Here is an 18501-nt window from a genome sequence, read left to right as displayed (position 1 = left end):
TATGTTAACTTATTGTAAAAAAGACATTTGTTAATAAACTCTTCTATACAAACTCACTATTTGTTAGTATATTTATGAACTAATTTTTTAATAATCGATTATGAAAAAACTTTACTTTTTATGCTTATCAATGCTTATAACATCTCTGTCTTTTGGACAAGAAGCTGTTATTACTAGTTACGTGGATTCTTCCTGTCCTAGTCAAGCAGGACGAACTGTCGAAATTTATGTAGATGGTACTATTGACTTTACAGGTTGGAACTTAGTTAGACAATCAAATGGAAATGGATTTACAGGTATTATTGATATATCTTCTTTAGGTACTATTTCTGATGCTTTTGCTTACATCACCAATAGTAGTGCTACTATTGATTCTGAATTTGGTATTACTACCAATGTAATAGAAAATAGTAGTGTCAATGGAAATGGTGATGATGCATGGCAACTTACTGATGCTGGAGATACAATTATTGATAGATTTGGTGTTGAAAATGAGGATGCCACAGGTCTAGATTGGGAACATTTAGATTCTTACGTTTATCGTGTAGATGGTGTAGCAGCTAACGGAGGTGCATTTGTAGTAACAGATTTCACTTATGGTGCGTTAAATATACTTGATAATGAAGGGCTCTGTAATTCAGCTTCGGCTTTGAGTAACATAGTTCCATTTGGATCTTATTCTACTACAGCTAATACTAATCCTACAGTATCAATTACGTCTCCTAATAATAATCAGGCACTTGACTCTGGAACAACTTCTGTTGATATAGAATTCACAGTTGCAAATGCTCCTGGTGCAACAGTAAATATTACAGTAACTACTAACGCAGGTTCACCTGTTACAACAAATGGAGTTACTAGTCCATTTACAATTTCTCCTACTGCAGATGGTGACACATACACCGTTAGTTTAGATTTAATTGATGGTGGCGTTTTAGACACTGATTCGATCGACTTTAGCATAGCATATCCTTGTGATTTACAAGTTGGAACTATTACAGAAACATGTGACGCTATTACTCCTGCTACAACAGATACTTATAATGTAACGATAGAATACACAGGTGGTGGAACTTCAACTTACATAGTTGATACAGGAGGAAATGGTACTGTGGGCGGCGATGACCCAACAAGCGTCGCAGCTGGAACAATTACGATTACTGGTATAACTGAAGGCACAGATTTTACCGTTACTTTCATGGGAGATGCTGGCAACAGTAGTTGTGACTTTTCTAGAAGTATTAACAGTCCTAATTGCGACCCACAACTGACTTTACCTATTACTGAAACTTTTTCTTATGCAGATGGTAGTTTACTAGGAAATAGCGAATGGACTAACCATAGTGGCAACGATGGTGACTTACAAGTAATTTCTGGACAAGCTCTAGTACAACATGGAACACCAAGTGAGGATATCAACTTACCATTTACATCTGTTTCTGGAGAATTGTTTTTTGCCTTTGACATGACGGTTCCAGATGTTGGAGTACCGATTGGAGATGGTGGAAGTGATTTTGAATATTTTGCTCATTTTAAGGACGATGGTTTTGGATTTGTTGCTCAACTTGATATTGTTGCTCCTTCTGGCGCAGGAGATTATACCGTTGGTATCTCTTCTGACCAAAACACAGCCGATGCAACTTGGGCTACTGATTTAACTTATGGCAGTTCTTATAGAGTAACCGTTAGATATAATCAAGATACTAATATAGCAGAACTTTGGGTTGATGCTGCTACTGAAAGTGACACATCAATTATAGGTGCTGACGAAGCTGATCCTGGTGATACTGTTGCTTCATTTGCTTTTAGACAATCTGACTCATCTGAAAATGAAGGTATATTAGTAGATAATTTAGTTATAGCACAGACTTTTGCTGAAACAGTATTATCTACAAATGACTTCGAAACAACTAATTTCTCATTATATCCTAACCCAACAAATACAGGAATTGTGAATATTTCTTCATCAAATAGTGATGAAATGAATATTCAGATTTTTGACATGTTAGGAAAGCAAGTTAAAAATGCGACTATCTCAAATAATTCTATAGACGTGTCAAACTTAAACACAGGTATTTACCTTGTTAAGATTACACAAAATAATGCGTCTACGACTAAGAAATTAGTGATTAGATAAACTTTTTTGATTGAATAAAGCAAAAGTATCTCGATAATAATCGAGATACTTTTTTTATACGTATTTTAGTGTTTTGAGAAAGTATATAGATATATTCTTGACGTCTTTTATAAATTTAATTTTTCTAAATTCTATTAATGCTTTTCTCATTTTACAATTTTAAATACACATCATGAGAAAATTATACTATACTTGTTTAATGCTGTTAACTTCTCTTTTATCCTTTGGACAATTAATTGCGACTGAGACTTTCTCATATCCTGATGGCCCTTTACTTGGTAATAGCACATGGACAAACCATAGTGGTCCTAATGGTAATTTATTAGTAATATCTGGTCAGGCAGCTATTTCTCATGCATCCAGTGAAGATATTAACCTCCCATTTGGGGCAGTCCCAGGGAATATCTATTTTGCTTTTGATATGACTGTACAAGATCCTGGAAACCCAATTACTGGCACAGATAATGAATATTTTGCTCACTTTAAAGATAGTGGATCTGGTTTTTTTGCACGTGTTGATCTCTCAGAGCCCTTAAATGGTGGTGATTATGTCATAGGCATTTCTACAATTTCTACTGAGGCTGATGTGACATGGCCAACTGATTTAACATATGGTACAACATATCGAGTAACTGTTAAATTTGATCAAGACGAAATTGTTTCTGAATTGTGGCTTGATGCTTCAACAGAAACCGACTCTTCAATTATTGCTAATGATGCTCCTGGTACTAATGCAGGTATTGTTTCTTTTGCACTTAGACAATCAGACTCAGCTGACGATGAAACTATTCTTATAGATAACTTAAAAGTAGCACAATCGTTTAACGAAACCTCTTTGTCTAATGAAGTATTCGAAATAAGTACATTTAAAATATACCCTAATCCAACAAATACAGGAATTGTGAATATTGCTTCATCAAATAGTGATGAAATGAATATTCAGATTTTTGATATGTTAGGAAAGCAGGTTAAAAATGCGACTATCTCAAATAATTCTATAGACGTGTCAAACTTAAACACAGGTATTTACCTTGTTAAGATTACACAAAATAATGCTTCTACGACTAAGAAATTAGTGATTAGATAAACATTATTTATTGCATTTTAAAAGCGCGGTCTAAAGTTGAGGCTGCGCTTTTTTATTTTCCATATTTTTACAAAATGATTTCTAAAGATGCTATTTTTAATATTAAATCTGAAGCTGAATTTAATGCTTTGGCTATAGACATTTTTAGATTTCAATTTGAAAATAACTCTGTTTATAGATCATTTTGCGACTTACTTTACAAGCATCCATCTGATATAAAAAGTATAGAAGAAATTCCTTTTTTACCAATTCAATTTTTTAAAAGCCAGACCATTTTGAGCTCTAAAAGTGAAGTCCAAAAAATCTTTTCGAGTTCTGGCACAACAGGAAGTATAACTAGCAAGCATATAGTTACTGATGTTAAACTTTATGAAGAAAGCTATTTAAATGGTTTTAAGCATTTTTATAACAATATTGAAGAGTATGTTGTATTGGCTTTATTACCGTCTTATCTTGAGCGTGATGGCTCGTCATTAATATATATGGTCAATGATTTGATTAAAAAATCTAAGCAACCTGAAAGTGGATTTTACCTAAACAATCTTAAGGATTTAGCGCACACATTGAATCAGTTAGAAACCAGAGGTCAAAAAACATTATTAATAGGAGTCTCTTTTGCTTTATTAGATTTGATTGAACAATTTCAGTTTCATCTAAAGCATACTACTATTATGGAAACTGGCGGCATGAAAGGGAGACGAAAGGAAATCATACGACAAGAATTACATACTATTCTTAAATCTGGATTTGGAGTCACAGAAATTCATAGTGAGTATGGCATGACTGAACTTCTGAGTCAGGCTTATTCAAAAGGGAATGGAGTTTTTGAATCTGTACCTTGGATGAAAATATTAACTAGAGATACCGAAGATGCTTTAACCCTTCAGCAACCAAATAAAACTGGTGGCATTAATGTGATTGACTTAGCAAATCTTAATTCTTGCGCTTTTATAGCTACCCAAGATTTGGGCAAAGTTGATGAAAATGGCGTGTTTGAAATTATAGGGAGATTCGATAATTCTGATATTAGAGGATGTAATTTAATGGCTTTATAAGAAGCTATTAATTCTTGTGGAGAAGTCTTACTTACTCAAAAATTCTTTTGTGAAATAGCACCTTAAAAAAATGATTAAAAATAATCTGAAAGGTTTACGAAAAAAGACGTCTTAAATCGAGAGACGACAAAGTTTAATAATTCTATGAAAAAGAAAAATTAACTTAAACGTCTCTAAGTTGATTGACTGGTTAGTGAGCCCGAAAGAGATTTCGGGCACTTTTTTGTATAAAATCTTAAATGATTTTTAAGATAAAGTTTGTTTTCTTACCTCTACTAATGATAATGTACTTATCATTAATTAAATCCTCAGAAGTCAATACATAATCTTCTTTTACTTTTACTTTATTAATCGCAATAGCATTTTCTTTTAAAGCTCTTCTTGCTTCACCATTAGAACTTAAAAAGTTTGTTTTTGCAGCTAAAGCAGCAATCATATCGATACCAGACACTAAATCTATCTGAGGTAGTTCAGTTTGCTTCACGCCTTCAAAAACATCTAAAAAGGTTTTTTCGTCTAATGTTTTAATATCTTCCTTAAAGGACTTACTAAATAAAATTTGTGATGCTTTTACAGCATTTTCAAATTCATTTTTAGAATGTACCATTGTTGTAATCTCTTCTGCTAAACGTTTTTGCAAAACTCTTAAATGAGGCATTTCAGAATGCTCTGCAATTAAGTTTTCAATCTCTTTTTGAGTTAAAAATGTAAAAATTTTAATATATTTTTCAGCATCTTCATCACTAGAATTTAACCAATACTGGTAGAATTTATATGGTGATGTTCTATTAGCATCTAGCCACACATTTCCTCCTTCAGATTTACCAAATTTAGAACCGTCACTTTTTGTAATTAAAGGACATGTTATAGCATAACCTTTTCCTCCACCAATTCGTCTAATTAACTCTGTTCCTGTCGTAATATTTCCCCATTGATCACTTCCACCCATTTGAATAGTACAACTATTGTCTTTATATAGATGCAAAAAATCATAGCCTTGTACTAATTGATATGTAAACTCAGTAAAGCTCATACCATCATTCGAAGACTCACTAGAAATTCTATTCTTTACAGAATCCTTAGCCATCATATAATTGACAGTAATATGTTTACCTACATCTCTAATGAATTCAAGGAATGAAAATTCTTTCATCCAGTCGTAGTTATTCACTAAAACTGCAGCATTAGCATCATCACTTTCAAAATCTAAAAAATGTGAAAGTTGCCTTTTAATGGCATCTTGGTTGTGACGTAGCGTTTTTTCGTCTAATAAGTTTCTTTCACTAGACTTCCCAGATGGATCACCAATCATGCCTGTTGCACCTCCAACTAAAGCTACTGGTTTATGTCCACAACGTTGGTAATGTGCTAATAACATAATAGGTACAAGATTACCAATATGCAAAGAATCTGCAGTTGGGTCAAAACCAACATAAGCACTTCGCATTGCTTCAGATAAATGATCCTCAACTCTTGGCATGCTATCGTGTAACATTCCTCTCCATTTCAATTCTTCTACAAAATGCTTTCCCATTATAGTTATAATTAAATTTCCGCAAAGATATGTTTCCGCTTTAAAAGACAAAAGACAATTCTAAAAAAGCGTAATTTAGCTTTATGATTTTAGTAACTGGGGGAACAGGTTTAGTTGGATCACACTTGCTTTTTAAATTAGTAAGTAATAATGAGCATGTGAGAGCAACCTTTAGGCGAGAAAAGACATTAGCTCGTGTTAAACACGTGTTCTCATATTTTTCTGATAATCCTGAGGCACTTTTTAATAAAATTGAATGGATTGAAGCTGAGATTAATGATATTCCAAAACTCCAAGAGGCTTTTATAGATATTACTAATGTATACCATTGTGCTGCCTTTGTATCTTTTGAACCTGATAAATACAGAATCTTACGTAAGGTTAATATTAAAGGGACAGCTAATATTGTAAACCTATGCATCGCTAATCGTATTAAAAAACTATGTTATGTCAGTTCAATAGCTGCTATTGGTCACCATAATAATCCCGAAAAACTAATTGATGAAAAAACAGCTTGGAATCCCGAAGATGACAATAGCGTTTATGCTATAACAAAGTATGGCGCAGAATTAGAAGTTTGGCGTGGCTCACAGGAAGGTTTAGATACGGTGATAGTAAATCCAGGAATTATTTTGGGTGGAGGCTTTTGGAAAGGTGGAAGCAGTGGGAATTTATTTAAGCAAATTTATAATGGTATGCGTTATTTCGTTAACGGAATTACTGGATATGTTGATGTTTGGGATGTCGTTAGTATTATGTATCAACTAATGCAAAGTTCTATTAAAAACGAAAGTTTCATTTTAGTATCTGAAAATTTGAGTTTTAAAACGTTTCAGACCAAAACAGCAAATGCATTGAATGTTAAACCGCCTCTTAAAGAAGCTAAACCATGGTTATTACAAATAGCTTGGAGATTAGATTGGTTACAATTTAAAATTTTAGGTAAACGAAGGAGCTTATCTAAGCAAAACGCAAAATCTGCAATAAGTATTACAAAGTATGATAATTCTAAGCTAAAAAACGTTTTAAATTTTGAATTTAAACCTATTAATAAATCAATTAATGAGGTTAGTAAATTATACCTAAATGATATTTAATTTTTCGTTACGTATAAGCTGTCAATAGATTTTTTAATTGAATCTTTTTTGCGCTTATTAATTTTATTTATAGAGTCGTTTTTGCGTTTGTTTATCCTCGATATTGAATCTCGTTTAATTTTAGCTGCTTGCCCCTCTATTTTTTGAAGTTCTTCAAATTCTACTTTCTCTTTTTCAAGTCTAGCTTTTGCCTCACTTACAATTGATTTGTATTCCTCTGTATTAAAAGCATAGTAAGCATTACTATCAGCAAATTGTATACTGTCAATATTATATTTAGTTAGTAGATACGTTTCTGGCATAAAACCATTAGCCTCTAACAATTTTCTATTTACGCCTTTAGCTCCATTTATAATATATAAGTCGTGCAAAATATTAGACATTTTATCCTTTGGTATAAGGTTATCTGGTCGTTTTGGTTTGTCATCTTTATTACATGCAAAAACCAAAAGACATAATACTATTATAACTCTTATATTCTTAATCATACTATCTATTAAAAGTTAATCGCTGTCCTGCTTTAACATCTAAAACTTTAAAATTGTTATACGCTAGTTTACCATTAACAAAGGTGTGTGTTATCCTACTTTTAAATGTACTTCCTTCAAAAGGAGACCACCCACATTTATAGAGAATATTTTCTTTATTTACCGTCCATGGATTATTTAAATCCGCTATAACTAAATCTGCGTAAAAACCCTCTTTAACGTAACCGCGTTTCTCTACATCGAATAATATAGCTGGATTATGACATGCTTTTTCTACAATTTTTTGAATAGAAATTTTACCTTGATGATATGCTTCTAATAAGGCAACGTAGGCATGCTGTACTAATGGTCCACCTGAAGGAGCACTTGTATAAGGGTTATTTTTTTCTTCTAATGTATGAGGTGCGTGATCAGTGGCAATAACATCAATTCGATCATCTAAAAGTGCTTCCCAAAGTTGGGCTCTATCTGTTGCTGTTTTTACTGCTGGATTCCATTTTATATGGCTTCCCTTTTTAGCATAATCCTTATCAGAAAACCATAAATGATGTATGCAAACTTCTGCTGTAATCTTCTTATCTTTTAAAGGAATTTTATTTGAAAAAAGACTAGTTTCTTTTCCTGTTGATAAATGAAATACATGTAATCTGGCTCCTGTCTTTTTTGCTAATTCAATAGCTTTTGATGATGATAAATAACAAGCTTCCTCACTTCTTATAATAGGATGCTTTTCCATTGGAATATCATCACCATATTGTGACTTGTATTTTGCTAAATTATCTCTTATAGTCGCTTCATCCTCGCAATGGACGGAAATTACCATATCTGTACTTGAAAATATTTTTTCAATAACTTTTGGATCATCAACTAACATATTTCCTGTAGATGAGCCCAGAAATAATTTCAAACCTGCGACAGTTTTAGAATCTACCTTTAAGATTTCATCTAAATTATCATTAGTCCCACCAAACATAAATGAGTAATTAGCATATGAGGACTTTGCCGCTATATCAAATTTTTGTTCTAAATTCTCAACAGTTGTAGTTTGTGGGTTCGTATTTGGCATTTCTATAAATGAGGTGATTCCTCCTGCCAAAGCTGCTCTAGATTCGGTTTCTATATTTCCCTTATGTGTGAGACCTGGTTCTCTAAAATGTACCTGATCATCTATCATACCTGGCAACACATAATTACCTTCAGCATCAATAACAACAATATCTGCTGATTTTGCACTAATAGAAGATTCTATTTCTTTAATAATATTATTTTCTATTAAAATATCACCTTCAACAATTTTTCCTTCGTTGACTATTTTAGCGTTTTTTATGAGGGTATTTCGCTTCATCATTCGTTCTACTTAGTAAATAAACTTTTTAGTTTTAAACTTATCACTCCAAAAATAGCTTCAGAAATTATACTTCCACTCATTTTTGATTTTCCTTTAGTTCTATCTTTAAAGATAACAGGAATTTCAACAATTTTAAAACCTTTTTTAAAGGCTTTAAATTTCATTTCTATTTGAAACGCATAACCAACAAACTTAATTTTATTAAGGTTAATGGTCTCTAAAACAATTCTTTTATAACAAATAAATCCTGCTGTAGAATCTTTAACCTTCATTTGTGTTATGAGTCTCACATAACGAGATGCTCCATAGGATAATAAAATTCGAGACATAGGCCAATTAACAACTGTAATTCCTTTTACATATCTAGAGCCAACTGAAATATCTGCATGATCTATTGCACAAGCATTATATAGTTTTAGGAGGTCATCTGGATTATGCGAAAAGTCTGCGTCCATTTCAAAAATATAATCATAGGCTTTTTCTAGAGCCCATTTAAACCCTGAAATGTAAGCCGAACCTAATCCACTTTTCTGTTCACGTTCTAATAAAAATAACTGGTTAGAAAACTCTTTTTGTAATTCTTTGACTTGTTTTGCAGTTTTATCAGGTGAATTATCATCTACAATTAAGACATGAAAATCCTTGTCTTGCGAAAACACAGCTCTAATAATAGACTCTATATTTTCTATCTCATTGTAAGTAGGTATGATTACTATTGCGTCAGACATTAACCAACATTTAAATGTGCTTTTAAGCGACTTTTAGAATTTCAACAAATGTAAAGTTTTTAATGGATTATCTATTGTAATTAACTTTTTTGATAGATATGATTAACTAATTATGTTAAGCCTATTTTTCTTTATAATTTAGCACTATGCGAAATTTGATTACCCATGAGTGGTTCACTATATTCACAATTATAGGTTTACTTGCTATTGTTGCAGCTAAATTTTTAAATACGATGAGGTTTAATGATTTCTTATATGTTATAGGAAATTCTAAATACCTTAAAATATATACAAAAGATCAAAAATTTGTCGATCAATTTGATAGTTTCCTTTTTATAAATTTAGCTTTATCATCAAGTATATTTATTTACTACAGCTATACCACATTCGTATCTCCGCTAACATTTGAGCTTACCATATTTTTAAAGCTATTATTTGCCATTTCAACTATTATTATAATTAAAGTACTCTTAGAGCGCCTTATAGGTAGTCTCTTTGAAATTGATAGCCTCATAGACAACTACTTATTTCAAAAAACAACCTTTAAAAATTATTCAGGTATTATATTTTTAATTGCCAACTTACTTCTGCTATATACAAGTACTAATGCAAATGTTGTTATAATAGCAACCTTTATCTTGATTTGCCTCATTAATCTCATAGGTTTTTTAACTTCTTTCAAAAACTATCAAAAAATAATAAATCCCAATTTTTTCTATTTTTTGTTGTATCTTTGCGCTCTCGAAATTGGCCCTTATGTGCTTTTATATAAGGTCATTAGGGAATATAACGCTTAAAACAATGGTTTACGTATGAAAGTGAAAACAATTTTAGTATCGCAACCAGAGCCTAAAATAGAGAACTCTCCATACTTTGATTTGCAAGAAAAGCAAAAAGTAAAAGTGGACTTTAGACCCTTCATTCATGTTGAAGGTGTATCTTCTAAGGACATTAGACAGCAAAAAATTGACCTTAGTAAATTTACAGCAATCATATTAACGAGTAGAAATTCTGTTGATCATTTCTTTAGAGTCGCTGATGAATTGCGCTTTAAAGTGCCTGATTCTATGAAATACTTTTGTCAGTCTGAAGCTGTTGCTTACTATTTACAAAAATATGTGGTCTACAGAAAACGTAAAATTTACGTTGGTAAACGTACGTTTGCTGAATTGTCTCCACTTATTAAAAAATACAAGGACGAAACATTTTTACTACCTACAACAGATAAGGTAAAACCAATTATTCCTGAAATGCTAGACGATTTAGGGGTAAACTGGAAGCAAGCTACATTCTATAAAACTGTAATAAGCGATTTATCTGATTTATCAAATGTTACTTACGATATATTAGTATTCTTTAGTCCATCTGGTATAGAATCGTTATTTCATAATTTCCCGGATTTTAAGCAAAACGAAACGCGTATTGCTGTATTTGGAAATACCACTGTAAAAGCGGTAAAAGAAAAAGGATTGCGAGTGGATATATCTGCACCAACTCCAGAAACCCCTTCAATGACTATGGCTCTACAGAAATATATTGATTCTGTTAACAAAGGGAAATAACTCTTAATAATAGAGATTACAAAAAAAAGCGATTCTAAATAAATAGAATCGCTTTTTTATTACTCTTAATTTATTTAATGTGCATAACGCTGTGGACCTCCACGTCTAATTTCTTCTGATGCATAAGATTCAAACTTCTTAAAGTTTTCTCTAAACGCATTAGATAGTTTAAATGCCATTTTGTAATATGCTTCATCATCATTCCATGTTGATCTTGGGCTCAATACTTCTGTTGGTACTCCTGGACAACTTCTTGGTTGGGCTACTCCAAATACAGAGTGAATATGATAATCATCATAATTATATAAGCCTAAATCCCCATTTAAAGCCGCATTAATCATTGCACGAGTGTATTTTAATTTCATTCGTGTGCCTACTCCATAAGGACCACCTGTCCAACCTGTATTTACTAACCACACATTTACACCAGCTTCTAACATCTTTTTACTCAACATATCTGCATATTCAGTAGGATGTAATGGCATAAAAGGTGCGCCAAAACAAGCTGAAAAACTAGGAACAGGCTCTACAACTCCTGCTTCTGTACCTGCAACTTTAGCAGTATAACCAGAAATGAAGTGATAAGCAGCCTGACTAGGTGTTAATTTTGAAATTGGAGGAAGAACACCAAAGGCGTCTGCTGTTAAGAAAAATATATTTTTTGGGTTTTTACCTGCTGAAGGTTTTCTAATATTCTCTATGTGATAAATAGGATAGCTAACTCTTGTATTTTGCGTAATAGAAGTATCTGCAAAATCAACTACTCCGTTATCATCCATAATCACATTTTCGAGAATAGCTCCTTTCTTTATAGCATCATAAATTTCTGGCTCTTGTTCTTGAGATAGGTTAATTACTTTAGCATAACAGCCACCTTCAAAATTAAACACCGTATTTTCTTTAGTCCAACCGTGCTCATCGTCACCAATTAAGCTACGATTAGCATCTGTTGATAGTGTTGTTTTTCCTGTACCAGATAAACCAAAGAAAATCGCAGTATCACCATCTTTGCCAACATTTGAGCTACAATGCATAGGTAATGTATCTTTATAAACTGGCAGAATAAAATTCAAAGCAGAGAAAATACCTTTTTTAATTTCGCCTGTATAACCAGTACCACCTATTAAAGCAACTTTACGAGTAAAATCTAAAATCGCAAAATTGTGCTGACGTGTACCATCAATTTCTGCATCTGCCATAAAACCTGGTGCATTTACTACAGTCCACTCAGGCGAAAAATCTTTTAACTCATCTTCTGTTGGTCGTAAAAACATGTTGTAAGCAAACATGTTACTCCAAGGGTATTCGTTAATTACTCTAATATTTAGTTTGTAATCTTCGTCTGCACACGCATAACTATCTCTAACATAAAGTTCTTTATCAGATAAGTAGTCTACAACTTTATCATAAAGCTTTTGAAATTTATCACTCTCGAAGGGAATGTTAATATTTCCCCACCAAACTTTGTCTTCAGTAATGGCATCCTTTACAATGAATCTGTCCATTGGAGAACGCCCTGTAAATTCACCAGTATTAACCGCTAAGGCACCAGAAGAAGATTCCACCCCTTGGCCTTTAGAGATTGTTTCAGCATGTAACTCGTCTGAAGATAGCTGATAATTAACTTTAGCATTTTTTATGCCGTATTGATCTAACGAAATCGTTTTCGTTAATGATGTATGGTTTACCATAATTTTTGTGTTGTTTAGGATGCAAAATTATCATTTTATTTCAAAACGACATTGTGAATTAGCATTAATCGACCTTATTTCTCAAAATACCGATTAACATAATCAACCATGAAATAATTAAAGATAATCCACCAACTGGAGTAATCATCGCAATACTCTCAAAATTAAAGCTTGTAAGGTCATTTGTGGCGAGACCATAAATAGAACCTGAGAAGAAAATGAGACCTATAATTACTAAATAGAATATGATTTTTTTGAACCTTAAATTTATAAAAGAGGTGCTTCCTAGAATTAAAAGTAAAAAAGCATGGTACATTTGATATCGTACACCAGTTTCAAAAGATTTAACTGCATCAGTATCAACAAATTTCTCTAAGCCATGGGCTGACCAAGCACCTAATATAATTCCTAAAATTCCTAAAACTGATCCTGTAACTAATAACTTTTTGTTCATAATTAAAGTAAAATTTCGGTCTGTAATACCTTTTGGATTTATTACATTCGTGCCATACAAAATTAGTCATATAAACCCATTATGCGAAAAATTTTAATCATTGGTGCTGGAAAATCATCATCATACCTTATAAAATATTTACTCGACAAATCTCAGTCTGAAAATCTTCATATTACCATTGGTGATCTTAATGTTGACAATGTAACAAAGCTTGTGGGAAATGACGCAAAAGCTGATATTGTTCATCTAGATGTCTTTAATACTGAATCTCGAATAGCAGCAGTTAAAAGTGCAGATATTGTAATTTCTATGTTGCCTGCACGCTTTCATATTGAAGTTGCAAAAGACTGCATAACCTACAAAAAACACATGGTAACTGCATCATATGTTAGTAAAGAAATGCAAGCCTTGCATAATGATGCAAAAGCCAATAATCTTGTTTTTATGAATGAAATTGGTGTGGATCCTGGTATTGACCATATGAGTGCCATGCAAGTCATTGATCAAATAAGAGACAAGGGTGGTAAAATGATTTTATTCGAATCTTTCACTGGTGGTTTAGTAGCTCCTGAAAGTGATAACAACCTTTGGAATTATAAGTTTACATGGAACCCAAGAAATGTAGTTGTTGCAGGACAAGGTGGAGCAGCAAAATTTTTACAAGAAGATCAATTTAAATACATTCCATATCACAGGTTATTTAGACGTACTGAATTTTTAGAAGTTGAGAAATATGGCCGTTTTGAAGCTTATGCTAATAGAGATTCATTAAAATATCAACATGTTTATGGCTTAGATCACGTTAAAACTTTATATCGTGGTACTATGAGACGCGTGGGCTTTAGTCGTGCTTGGAATATTTTCGTTCAATTAGGTATGACTGACGATAGTTATACCATTGACGATAGTGCTAATATGAGTTATCGCGATTTTGTAAACGCCTTTTTACCATATAGTCCAACAGATTCAGTAGAACTTAAATTTAGACATGCTTTAAAAATTGATCAAGATGATATCGTTTGGGATAAGTTTTTAGAATTAGATATTTTTAATGCTAACAAAATGGTAGAACTAGATAAAGCGACACCTGCTAAAATTTTACAAAAAATACTAATGGATAGTTGGACATTAAGTAAAGAAGACAAGGATATGATTGTTATGTATCATAAATTTGGCTATGAACTTAATGGCGAAAAACATCAAATTGACTCTACAATGGTCACTGTAGGTGAGGATCAAACTTATACTGCAATGGCAAAAACTGTAGGATTACCAGTTGCCATTGCAACCATAGCTATTCTTAATGGCAAAATAAAAACACCTGGTGTTCAAATCCCAATTACAAAAGAAGTCTATAATCCAATATTAGAAGAGCTTAAAACCTATGGTGTTAATTTCTCTGAACATGAAGTCCCTTATTTAGGTTACAACCCTTTAAACATTTGAACTGAAGTTTTAATGCATTAAAACTTCAATTTGAAATCGTTTTCTTATTTTTAACTTTCAAATTCTAAATAGAATTACTCATGAAGGTTAATGATAAAGGCATTTATATTGATGGTATTGATAAAAAGATACTTAGAGCCTTAATGGCAGATGCTAGAACTCCAATTCTAGAAATTGCTAGAAATGTAGGAATCTCAGGAGCTGCAATTCATCAACGTCTTAAAAAACTTGAAAAATCTGGCCTATTAGCAGGTTCAAAATTCATTGTTAATCCAAAGGTATTAGGCTATAACACTATGGCTTTTGTAGGTGTTTATTTAGATAAGGCTGTAAGTAATCCTGAGGCTGTAAAACAGCTACAGAAAGTGCCAGAGGTTATAGAATGTCATTATACTACTGGTGAGTGGAGTATATTTATTAAAATCTTATCCAAGGACAACGAGCATTTGATGCATGTGCTAAATTCTGAAATTCAAAGTATAAAAGGAGTTTCTAGGACTGAAACTTTTATTTCATTACAACAACAGATTAATCGACAGATTAAGATATAACGTGTTTATTTATTACGTTTAATTATAATGTTAAGAAGCATTCCAAGGACAACTAATAGCATCCCAATTATTGGCCATAAACCATAGGTTTCACCAAATAATAAAAAACCAAAAAGCAAGGCATACACTAACTCCATATACTTAAGCGGTGCAACTGCACTTGTCTCTGCAAGTTGAAAGGATTTTGTTAAAAATACTTGTCCTACTAAACCCAAGGTCCCAATTAAACTTATCCATAACCATTCTTCGCCAATAGGCATTCTCCATTTACTGATAAAGAAAAGGCTTCCTATTATAGAAAAAACCATAAAATAATTAATGATGGTTAGATAATGCTCTTTTGGCCCTAAAAATCTGATTATAACAAATACACCTCCTACAAATAAAGAAGATAGCATAATTAGGGTAAAACTGCTTGTATCTATCCTAAAATCAACTCCTTTCATTATAAAAGCTCCAATCAAAGCTATAATTAGGCTAATCCATTGCCAAAACTTTACTTTTTCTTTTAAGAAGAAAAAAGCCAGTATAACACTAAAGATTGGAGCCGTATAACGCAAAGCCACAGCAGAGCCTAGCGGAATATCTTGAACAACTTTAAAAAACAAAGCCAGCGAGATAAAACTCAATATGCCTCTTATGCTCAACCAAAACACATACTTTCCAGCAATAGGAACTTTTTTATAAACCATATACGGGAAAATGAAAATAAAGGTTCCAAAAGTTCTAAAAAAAACAACTTGGATTGGGTGAAAATCTTGTAAGTATTTTGCCATTAAATTCATCCACGAAAAGGCGAATGTAGCAATAAGCATGAAGATGATTCCTCTATTCACAGCACTAAGAAATTAACAGCACAAAATTACAATAAAAAAAGCCCTGAGTACTCAGAGCTTTATGCTTAATACATTTTAAGTTTTAGTCACTTCCACCAAAGACTTGTAATCCCCAATATAATAACATAGCTAAAGATCCAATAGCTGCAACTAAATACGTTCTAGCTGCCCATTTTAATGCATCTTCAGAACCTTTATATTCTTCTTGTGACAACATGTTTTTATTCTTTAACCAAGCTAATGCTCTGTTGCTTGCATCGTACTCTACTGGTAAAGTAATAAAACTAAATAAGGTAGCAAATCCCATCATCGCCAAACCAGCAATAGCAACCCAATATCCAAATCCAACTCCTGCAGCCGCACCTAATATCAATCCACCAAATACTACCCATGTAGACATACCAGATGTTACACTAACTATAGGTACTAATGCAGAACGCATCCCTAATGCACTATAAGCTTGTGCGTGTTGAACAGCATGGCCAACTTCATGTGCTGCTACGGCAGCGGCAGCTGCATTTCGCTGATTATATACAGCTTCACTTAAATTTACAGTTTTGTTTTTTGGATTGTAATGATCTGTTAATTTTCCTGGTGTAGAAATCACCTCAACGTCATAAATACCATTATCAGCTAGCATTTTTTCCGCTATTTCACGACCTGATAATCCATTACGTAATTGTATCTTAGAATACTTAGCAAATTTGCGTTTTAATTGGTTACTAACCAACCAACTTACTAATGCTATTGCTCCTATTAGTATATAATATCCTCCCATAATTTTAATTTTTATTATTGTAAATGTACTAAATGAATAGCAAAAAATAAGCCAAATTATAGTTAAGAGCTAAAATTTGGCTTTTGTCATATTCTATATGTCAGAACTGCAGTTTACATGGCATCTACTGACCAATTAAAGGCTTCTGCTATCTCTTCATAGACAATTTTACCCTTAACAATATTTAAACCTTTTGCCAGCATTTCATCTTTTTCACATGCTTTTTCCCAGCCCTGATTTGCCAATCGTAATACATATGGTAAGGTAACATTGGTCAATGCTAATGTTGATGTATAAGGTACAGCGCCTGGCATATTTGCTACACAATAATGCACCACATCATCAATAATAAATGTAGGATTTTCGTGCGTAGTTGCTTTTGTAGTTTCTATACAACCACCTTGATCTACTGCGACATCTACCAATACAGTCCCTGGTCGCATATCCTTAAGCATATCTCTAGTGATTAATTTTGGAGCTTTAGCACCTTTAACCAATACACCACCAATAATTAAATCATGATCTTTAATACGTTTTCTAATATTATATTCACTTGAAAATTCTGTAACTACATGACTTGGCATAACATCATTGACATAACGTAACTGCTTCATGTTAATATCCATAATCGTTACATGAGCACCTAAACCTGCTGCCATTTTAGCGGCTTGAATTCCAACAACACCTGCTCCTAGTACTAATACTTTACCTGGTGGTACACCTGGAACACCGCCTAGTAAGACTCCACGACCTTTAATTGGCTTTTCTAAATATTTTGCACCTTGTTGAATTGCCATACGACCTGCAACTTCAGACATAGGTGTTAATAATGGTAAAGAGCCATCTTTATCTTCAACCGTTTCATACGCAATACAAACGGCTTCACTTTTAATCATAGCTTTTGTTAATGGCTCACTAGAAGCAAAATGGAAATAAGTAAATACTACATGATGCGACTTTATTAGAGGATATTCTTCTGCAATAGGCTCTTTTACTTTTACAATCATATCTGCAGCCGTATAGACCTCTTCTATAGTATCTAATACAGTTGCACCAACATCTTTATAATCTTGGTCAAAAAAGCCACTGCCAAAGCCAGCATCTTTTTGTACAAATACAGTGTGATTATTCCTTGTTAACTCGAAAACTCCAGCAGGTGTCATTCCTACTCTATTTTCGTTGTTCTTGATTTCCTTTGGGACTCCAATTTTCATTTCTAGTAGATTTTATTGAGGTTAATAACTCATACAAATACCATTAAAAAAATTAGCAATCCAAATTTGGATATAAAGTTGTCATCATTTTTATGGAATTATTATTTTGAAATATCATTTTTGAATATTCCATAATAAAACTCTCACTTATAGAAGAATATAGTATTAGACGAACGATAAATAGATTCGATAAAATGAAATCTGATATATAAAAGTTCTACCTGTTTCTATATTTAATTTTGAAATAAAATAGCAAGAAAGCAGAAACACATGTAATACTATTTGCAAAAATCAATGCTGGTCTGTTTAATAAAAAGCCGTAAATAAGCCATAGAACAACTCCTATAAAGAACATAGTTAACATAGGTAGCGATAAACTAGAAACGTCTTTTGTTTTCCATGTTTTATAGACTTGAGGTAAAAAAGCAGCTGTAGTTAATACTGCTGCACATAGTCCAATTATTTCAATATAATCTAGGTTTTCCATATTTCTTA

Annotated in this window: 18 protein-coding genes; 8 read left to right on the top strand and 10 right to left on the bottom strand. The window is 32.5% G+C overall.

What is annotated here, in order from left to right:
- Window positions 1-100 precede the first annotated feature (100 nt).
- From WPG_RS17380 to WPG_RS08170, 3 genes are all read left to right on the top strand, one after another.
- On the top strand, window positions 101-2137 hold the full coding sequence (locus WPG_RS17380) for a T9SS type A sorting domain-containing protein (RefSeq protein WP_084221550.1): 2037 nt from the start codon (window positions 101-103) through the stop codon (window positions 2135-2137).
- A gap of 172 nt (window positions 2138-2309) precedes the next feature.
- The gene (locus WPG_RS17375; protein WP_052471191.1) at window positions 2310-3224 is read left to right on the top strand and encodes a T9SS type A sorting domain-containing protein; all 915 of its coding nucleotides are present in this window, start codon (window positions 2310-2312) and stop codon (window positions 3222-3224) included.
- A 74-nt stretch (window positions 3225-3298) separates the two neighbouring features.
- Window positions 3299-4279 (top strand): acyltransferase, encoded by a 981-nt coding sequence (locus tag WPG_RS08170; protein WP_045471199.1) that lies wholly within the window; start codon window positions 3299-3301, stop codon window positions 4277-4279.
- Window positions 4280-4514: 235 nt separating this feature from the next.
- Here WPG_RS08170 and tyrS read toward each other — a convergent pair whose 3' ends face one another.
- Window positions 4515-5813: a tyrosine--tRNA ligase gene (gene tyrS, locus WPG_RS08165; protein ID WP_045471197.1), complete on the bottom strand. Its 1299-nt coding sequence runs from the start codon at window positions 5811-5813 to the stop codon at window positions 4515-4517.
- 83 nt (window positions 5814-5896) lie between these two features.
- On the opposite strand from tyrS, the gene WPG_RS08160 reads away from it, so the two are divergent.
- Window positions 5897-6910, top strand: a complete 1014-nt coding sequence (locus tag WPG_RS08160) for an SDR family oxidoreductase (protein WP_045471195.1) — start codon at window positions 5897-5899, stop codon at window positions 6908-6910.
- Here WPG_RS08160 and WPG_RS08155 read toward each other — a convergent pair.
- Genes WPG_RS08155 through WPG_RS08145 form a run of 3 tightly spaced genes read right to left on the bottom strand, consistent with a single transcriptional unit; the run spans window position 6907 to window position 9474 of the window.
- A complete protein-coding gene (locus WPG_RS08155; protein ID WP_052471190.1) occupies window positions 6907-7398 on the bottom strand; it encodes a DUF4296 domain-containing protein in 492 nt (163 codons plus the stop codon). The genes WPG_RS08160 and WPG_RS08155 overlap by 4 nt on opposite strands.
- Window position 7399: 1 nt before the next feature.
- Window positions 7400-8746 (bottom strand): dihydroorotase, encoded by a 1347-nt coding sequence (locus tag WPG_RS08150; protein WP_231850275.1) that lies wholly within the window; start codon window positions 8744-8746, stop codon window positions 7400-7402.
- 5 nt (window positions 8747-8751) lie between these two features.
- Window positions 8752-9474 (bottom strand): polyprenol monophosphomannose synthase, encoded by a 723-nt coding sequence (locus WPG_RS08145; protein WP_045471191.1) that lies wholly within the window; start codon window positions 9472-9474, stop codon window positions 8752-8754.
- 146 nt (window positions 9475-9620) lie between these two features.
- On the opposite strand from WPG_RS08145, the gene WPG_RS08140 reads away from it, so the two are divergent.
- Together WPG_RS08140 and WPG_RS08135 are read left to right on the top strand one after the other, a co-directional pair.
- Window positions 9621-10271: a DUF4271 domain-containing protein gene (locus WPG_RS08140; RefSeq protein ID WP_045471189.1), complete on the top strand. Its 651-nt coding sequence runs from the start codon at window positions 9621-9623 to the stop codon at window positions 10269-10271.
- Between the two features lie 15 nt (window positions 10272-10286).
- Window positions 10287-11036 (top strand): uroporphyrinogen-III synthase, encoded by a 750-nt coding sequence (locus WPG_RS08135; protein WP_045471187.1) that lies wholly within the window; start codon window positions 10287-10289, stop codon window positions 11034-11036.
- A gap of 74 nt (window positions 11037-11110) precedes the next feature.
- On the opposite strand, the gene pckA is transcribed toward WPG_RS08135, so the two are convergent.
- Window positions 11111-12727, bottom strand: a complete 1617-nt coding sequence (pckA, locus tag WPG_RS08130; protein ID WP_045471186.1) for a phosphoenolpyruvate carboxykinase (ATP) — start codon at window positions 12725-12727, stop codon at window positions 11111-11113.
- A 64-nt stretch (window positions 12728-12791) separates the two neighbouring features.
- Window positions 12792-13181, bottom strand: coding sequence for a DUF423 domain-containing protein (locus WPG_RS08125; RefSeq protein ID WP_045475331.1), 390 nt, complete (start codon window positions 13179-13181; stop codon window positions 12792-12794).
- Window positions 13182-13262: 81 nt separating this feature from the next.
- Here WPG_RS08125 and WPG_RS08120 point away from each other — a divergent pair, with 81 nt between their 5' ends.
- Both WPG_RS08120 and WPG_RS08115 read left to right on the top strand, forming a co-directional pair.
- Window positions 13263-14627 carry a saccharopine dehydrogenase family protein gene (locus tag WPG_RS08120; protein WP_045471184.1) on the top strand — a complete coding sequence of 455 codons (1365 nt, stop codon included), beginning with the start codon at window positions 13263-13265 and terminating at the stop codon, window positions 14625-14627.
- An 80-nt stretch (window positions 14628-14707) separates the two neighbouring features.
- Window positions 14708-15178 carry an Lrp/AsnC ligand binding domain-containing protein gene (locus tag WPG_RS08115; RefSeq protein ID WP_045471182.1) on the top strand — a complete coding sequence of 157 codons (471 nt, stop codon included), beginning with the start codon at window positions 14708-14710 and terminating at the stop codon, window positions 15176-15178.
- 5 nt (window positions 15179-15183) lie between these two features.
- Here the strand turns inward: WPG_RS08115 and WPG_RS08110 are convergent, their stop codons facing one another.
- The 4 genes from WPG_RS08110 to WPG_RS08095 form a co-directional block, all read right to left on the bottom strand.
- On the bottom strand, window positions 15184-16014 hold the full coding sequence (locus tag WPG_RS08110) for a DMT family transporter (RefSeq protein ID WP_231850274.1): 831 nt from the start codon (window positions 16012-16014) through the stop codon (window positions 15184-15186).
- 82 nt (window positions 16015-16096) lie between these two features.
- A complete protein-coding gene (locus WPG_RS08105) occupies window positions 16097-16792 on the bottom strand; it encodes a zinc metallopeptidase (RefSeq protein ID WP_045471178.1) in 696 nt (231 codons plus the stop codon).
- Between the two features lie 113 nt (window positions 16793-16905).
- Entirely contained in the window at window positions 16906-18006 is a 1101-nt protein-coding gene (ald, locus tag WPG_RS08100) for an alanine dehydrogenase (RefSeq protein WP_045471177.1), read from the bottom strand.
- Between the two features lie 217 nt (window positions 18007-18223).
- A complete protein-coding gene (locus WPG_RS08095) occupies window positions 18224-18493 on the bottom strand; it encodes a SemiSWEET family sugar transporter (RefSeq protein ID WP_045471175.1) in 270 nt (89 codons plus the stop codon).
- Window positions 18494-18501 lie beyond the last annotated feature (8 nt).

It is taken from the genome of Winogradskyella sp. PG-2, assembly GCF_000828715.1.
In the GTDB taxonomy this organism is placed as follows: Bacteria; Bacteroidota; Bacteroidia; order Flavobacteriales; family Flavobacteriaceae; genus Winogradskyella.
The sequence above is the reverse complement of the archived record's forward strand: the minus strand, read 5'-3'. Positions and strand labels throughout refer to the sequence as shown.

Bases quoted from the DNA above. Each gene is read 5' to 3' on its own strand.
- WPG_RS08125 (WP_045475331.1), bottom strand. From the start codon at position 13,181: ATGAACAAAAAGTTATTAGTTACAGGATCAGTTTTAGGAATTTTAGGA.
- WPG_RS08105 (WP_045471178.1), bottom strand. From the start codon at position 16,792: ATGGGAGGATATTATATACTAATAGGAGCAATAGCATTAGTAAGTTGG.
- ald (WP_045471177.1), bottom strand. From the start codon at position 18,006: ATGAAAATTGGAGTCCCAAAGGAAATCAAGAACAACGAAAATAGAGTA.
- WPG_RS08120 (WP_045471184.1), top strand. From the start codon at position 13,263: ATGCGAAAAATTTTAATCATTGGTGCTGGAAAATCATCATCATACCTT.
- WPG_RS08170 (WP_045471199.1), top strand. From the start codon at position 3,299: ATGATTTCTAAAGATGCTATTTTTAATATTAAATCTGAAGCTGAATTT.
- pckA (WP_045471186.1), bottom strand. From the start codon at position 12,727: ATGGTAAACCATACATCATTAACGAAAACGATTTCGTTAGATCAATAC.
- WPG_RS17375 (WP_052471191.1), top strand. From the start codon at position 2,310: ATGAGAAAATTATACTATACTTGTTTAATGCTGTTAACTTCTCTTTTA.
- WPG_RS08140 (WP_045471189.1), top strand. From the start codon at position 9,621: ATGCGAAATTTGATTACCCATGAGTGGTTCACTATATTCACAATTATA.
- WPG_RS08160 (WP_045471195.1), top strand. From the start codon at position 5,897: ATGATTTTAGTAACTGGGGGAACAGGTTTAGTTGGATCACACTTGCTT.
- WPG_RS08150 (WP_231850275.1), bottom strand. From the start codon at position 8,746: ATGATGAAGCGAAATACCCTCATAAAAAACGCTAAAATAGTCAACGAA.
- WPG_RS17380 (WP_084221550.1), top strand. From the start codon at position 101: ATGAAAAAACTTTACTTTTTATGCTTATCAATGCTTATAACATCTCTG.
- WPG_RS08135 (WP_045471187.1), top strand. From the start codon at position 10,287: ATGAAAGTGAAAACAATTTTAGTATCGCAACCAGAGCCTAAAATAGAG.
- WPG_RS08115 (WP_045471182.1), top strand. From the start codon at position 14,708: ATGAAGGTTAATGATAAAGGCATTTATATTGATGGTATTGATAAAAAG.
- WPG_RS08095 (WP_045471175.1), bottom strand. From the start codon at position 18,493: ATGGAAAACCTAGATTATATTGAAATAATTGGACTATGTGCAGCAGTA.
- WPG_RS08145 (WP_045471191.1), bottom strand. From the start codon at position 9,474: ATGTCTGACGCAATAGTAATCATACCTACTTACAATGAGATAGAAAAT.
- WPG_RS08155 (WP_052471190.1), bottom strand. From the start codon at position 7,398: ATGATTAAGAATATAAGAGTTATAATAGTATTATGTCTTTTGGTTTTT.
- tyrS (WP_045471197.1), bottom strand. From the start codon at position 5,813: ATGGGAAAGCATTTTGTAGAAGAATTGAAATGGAGAGGAATGTTACAC.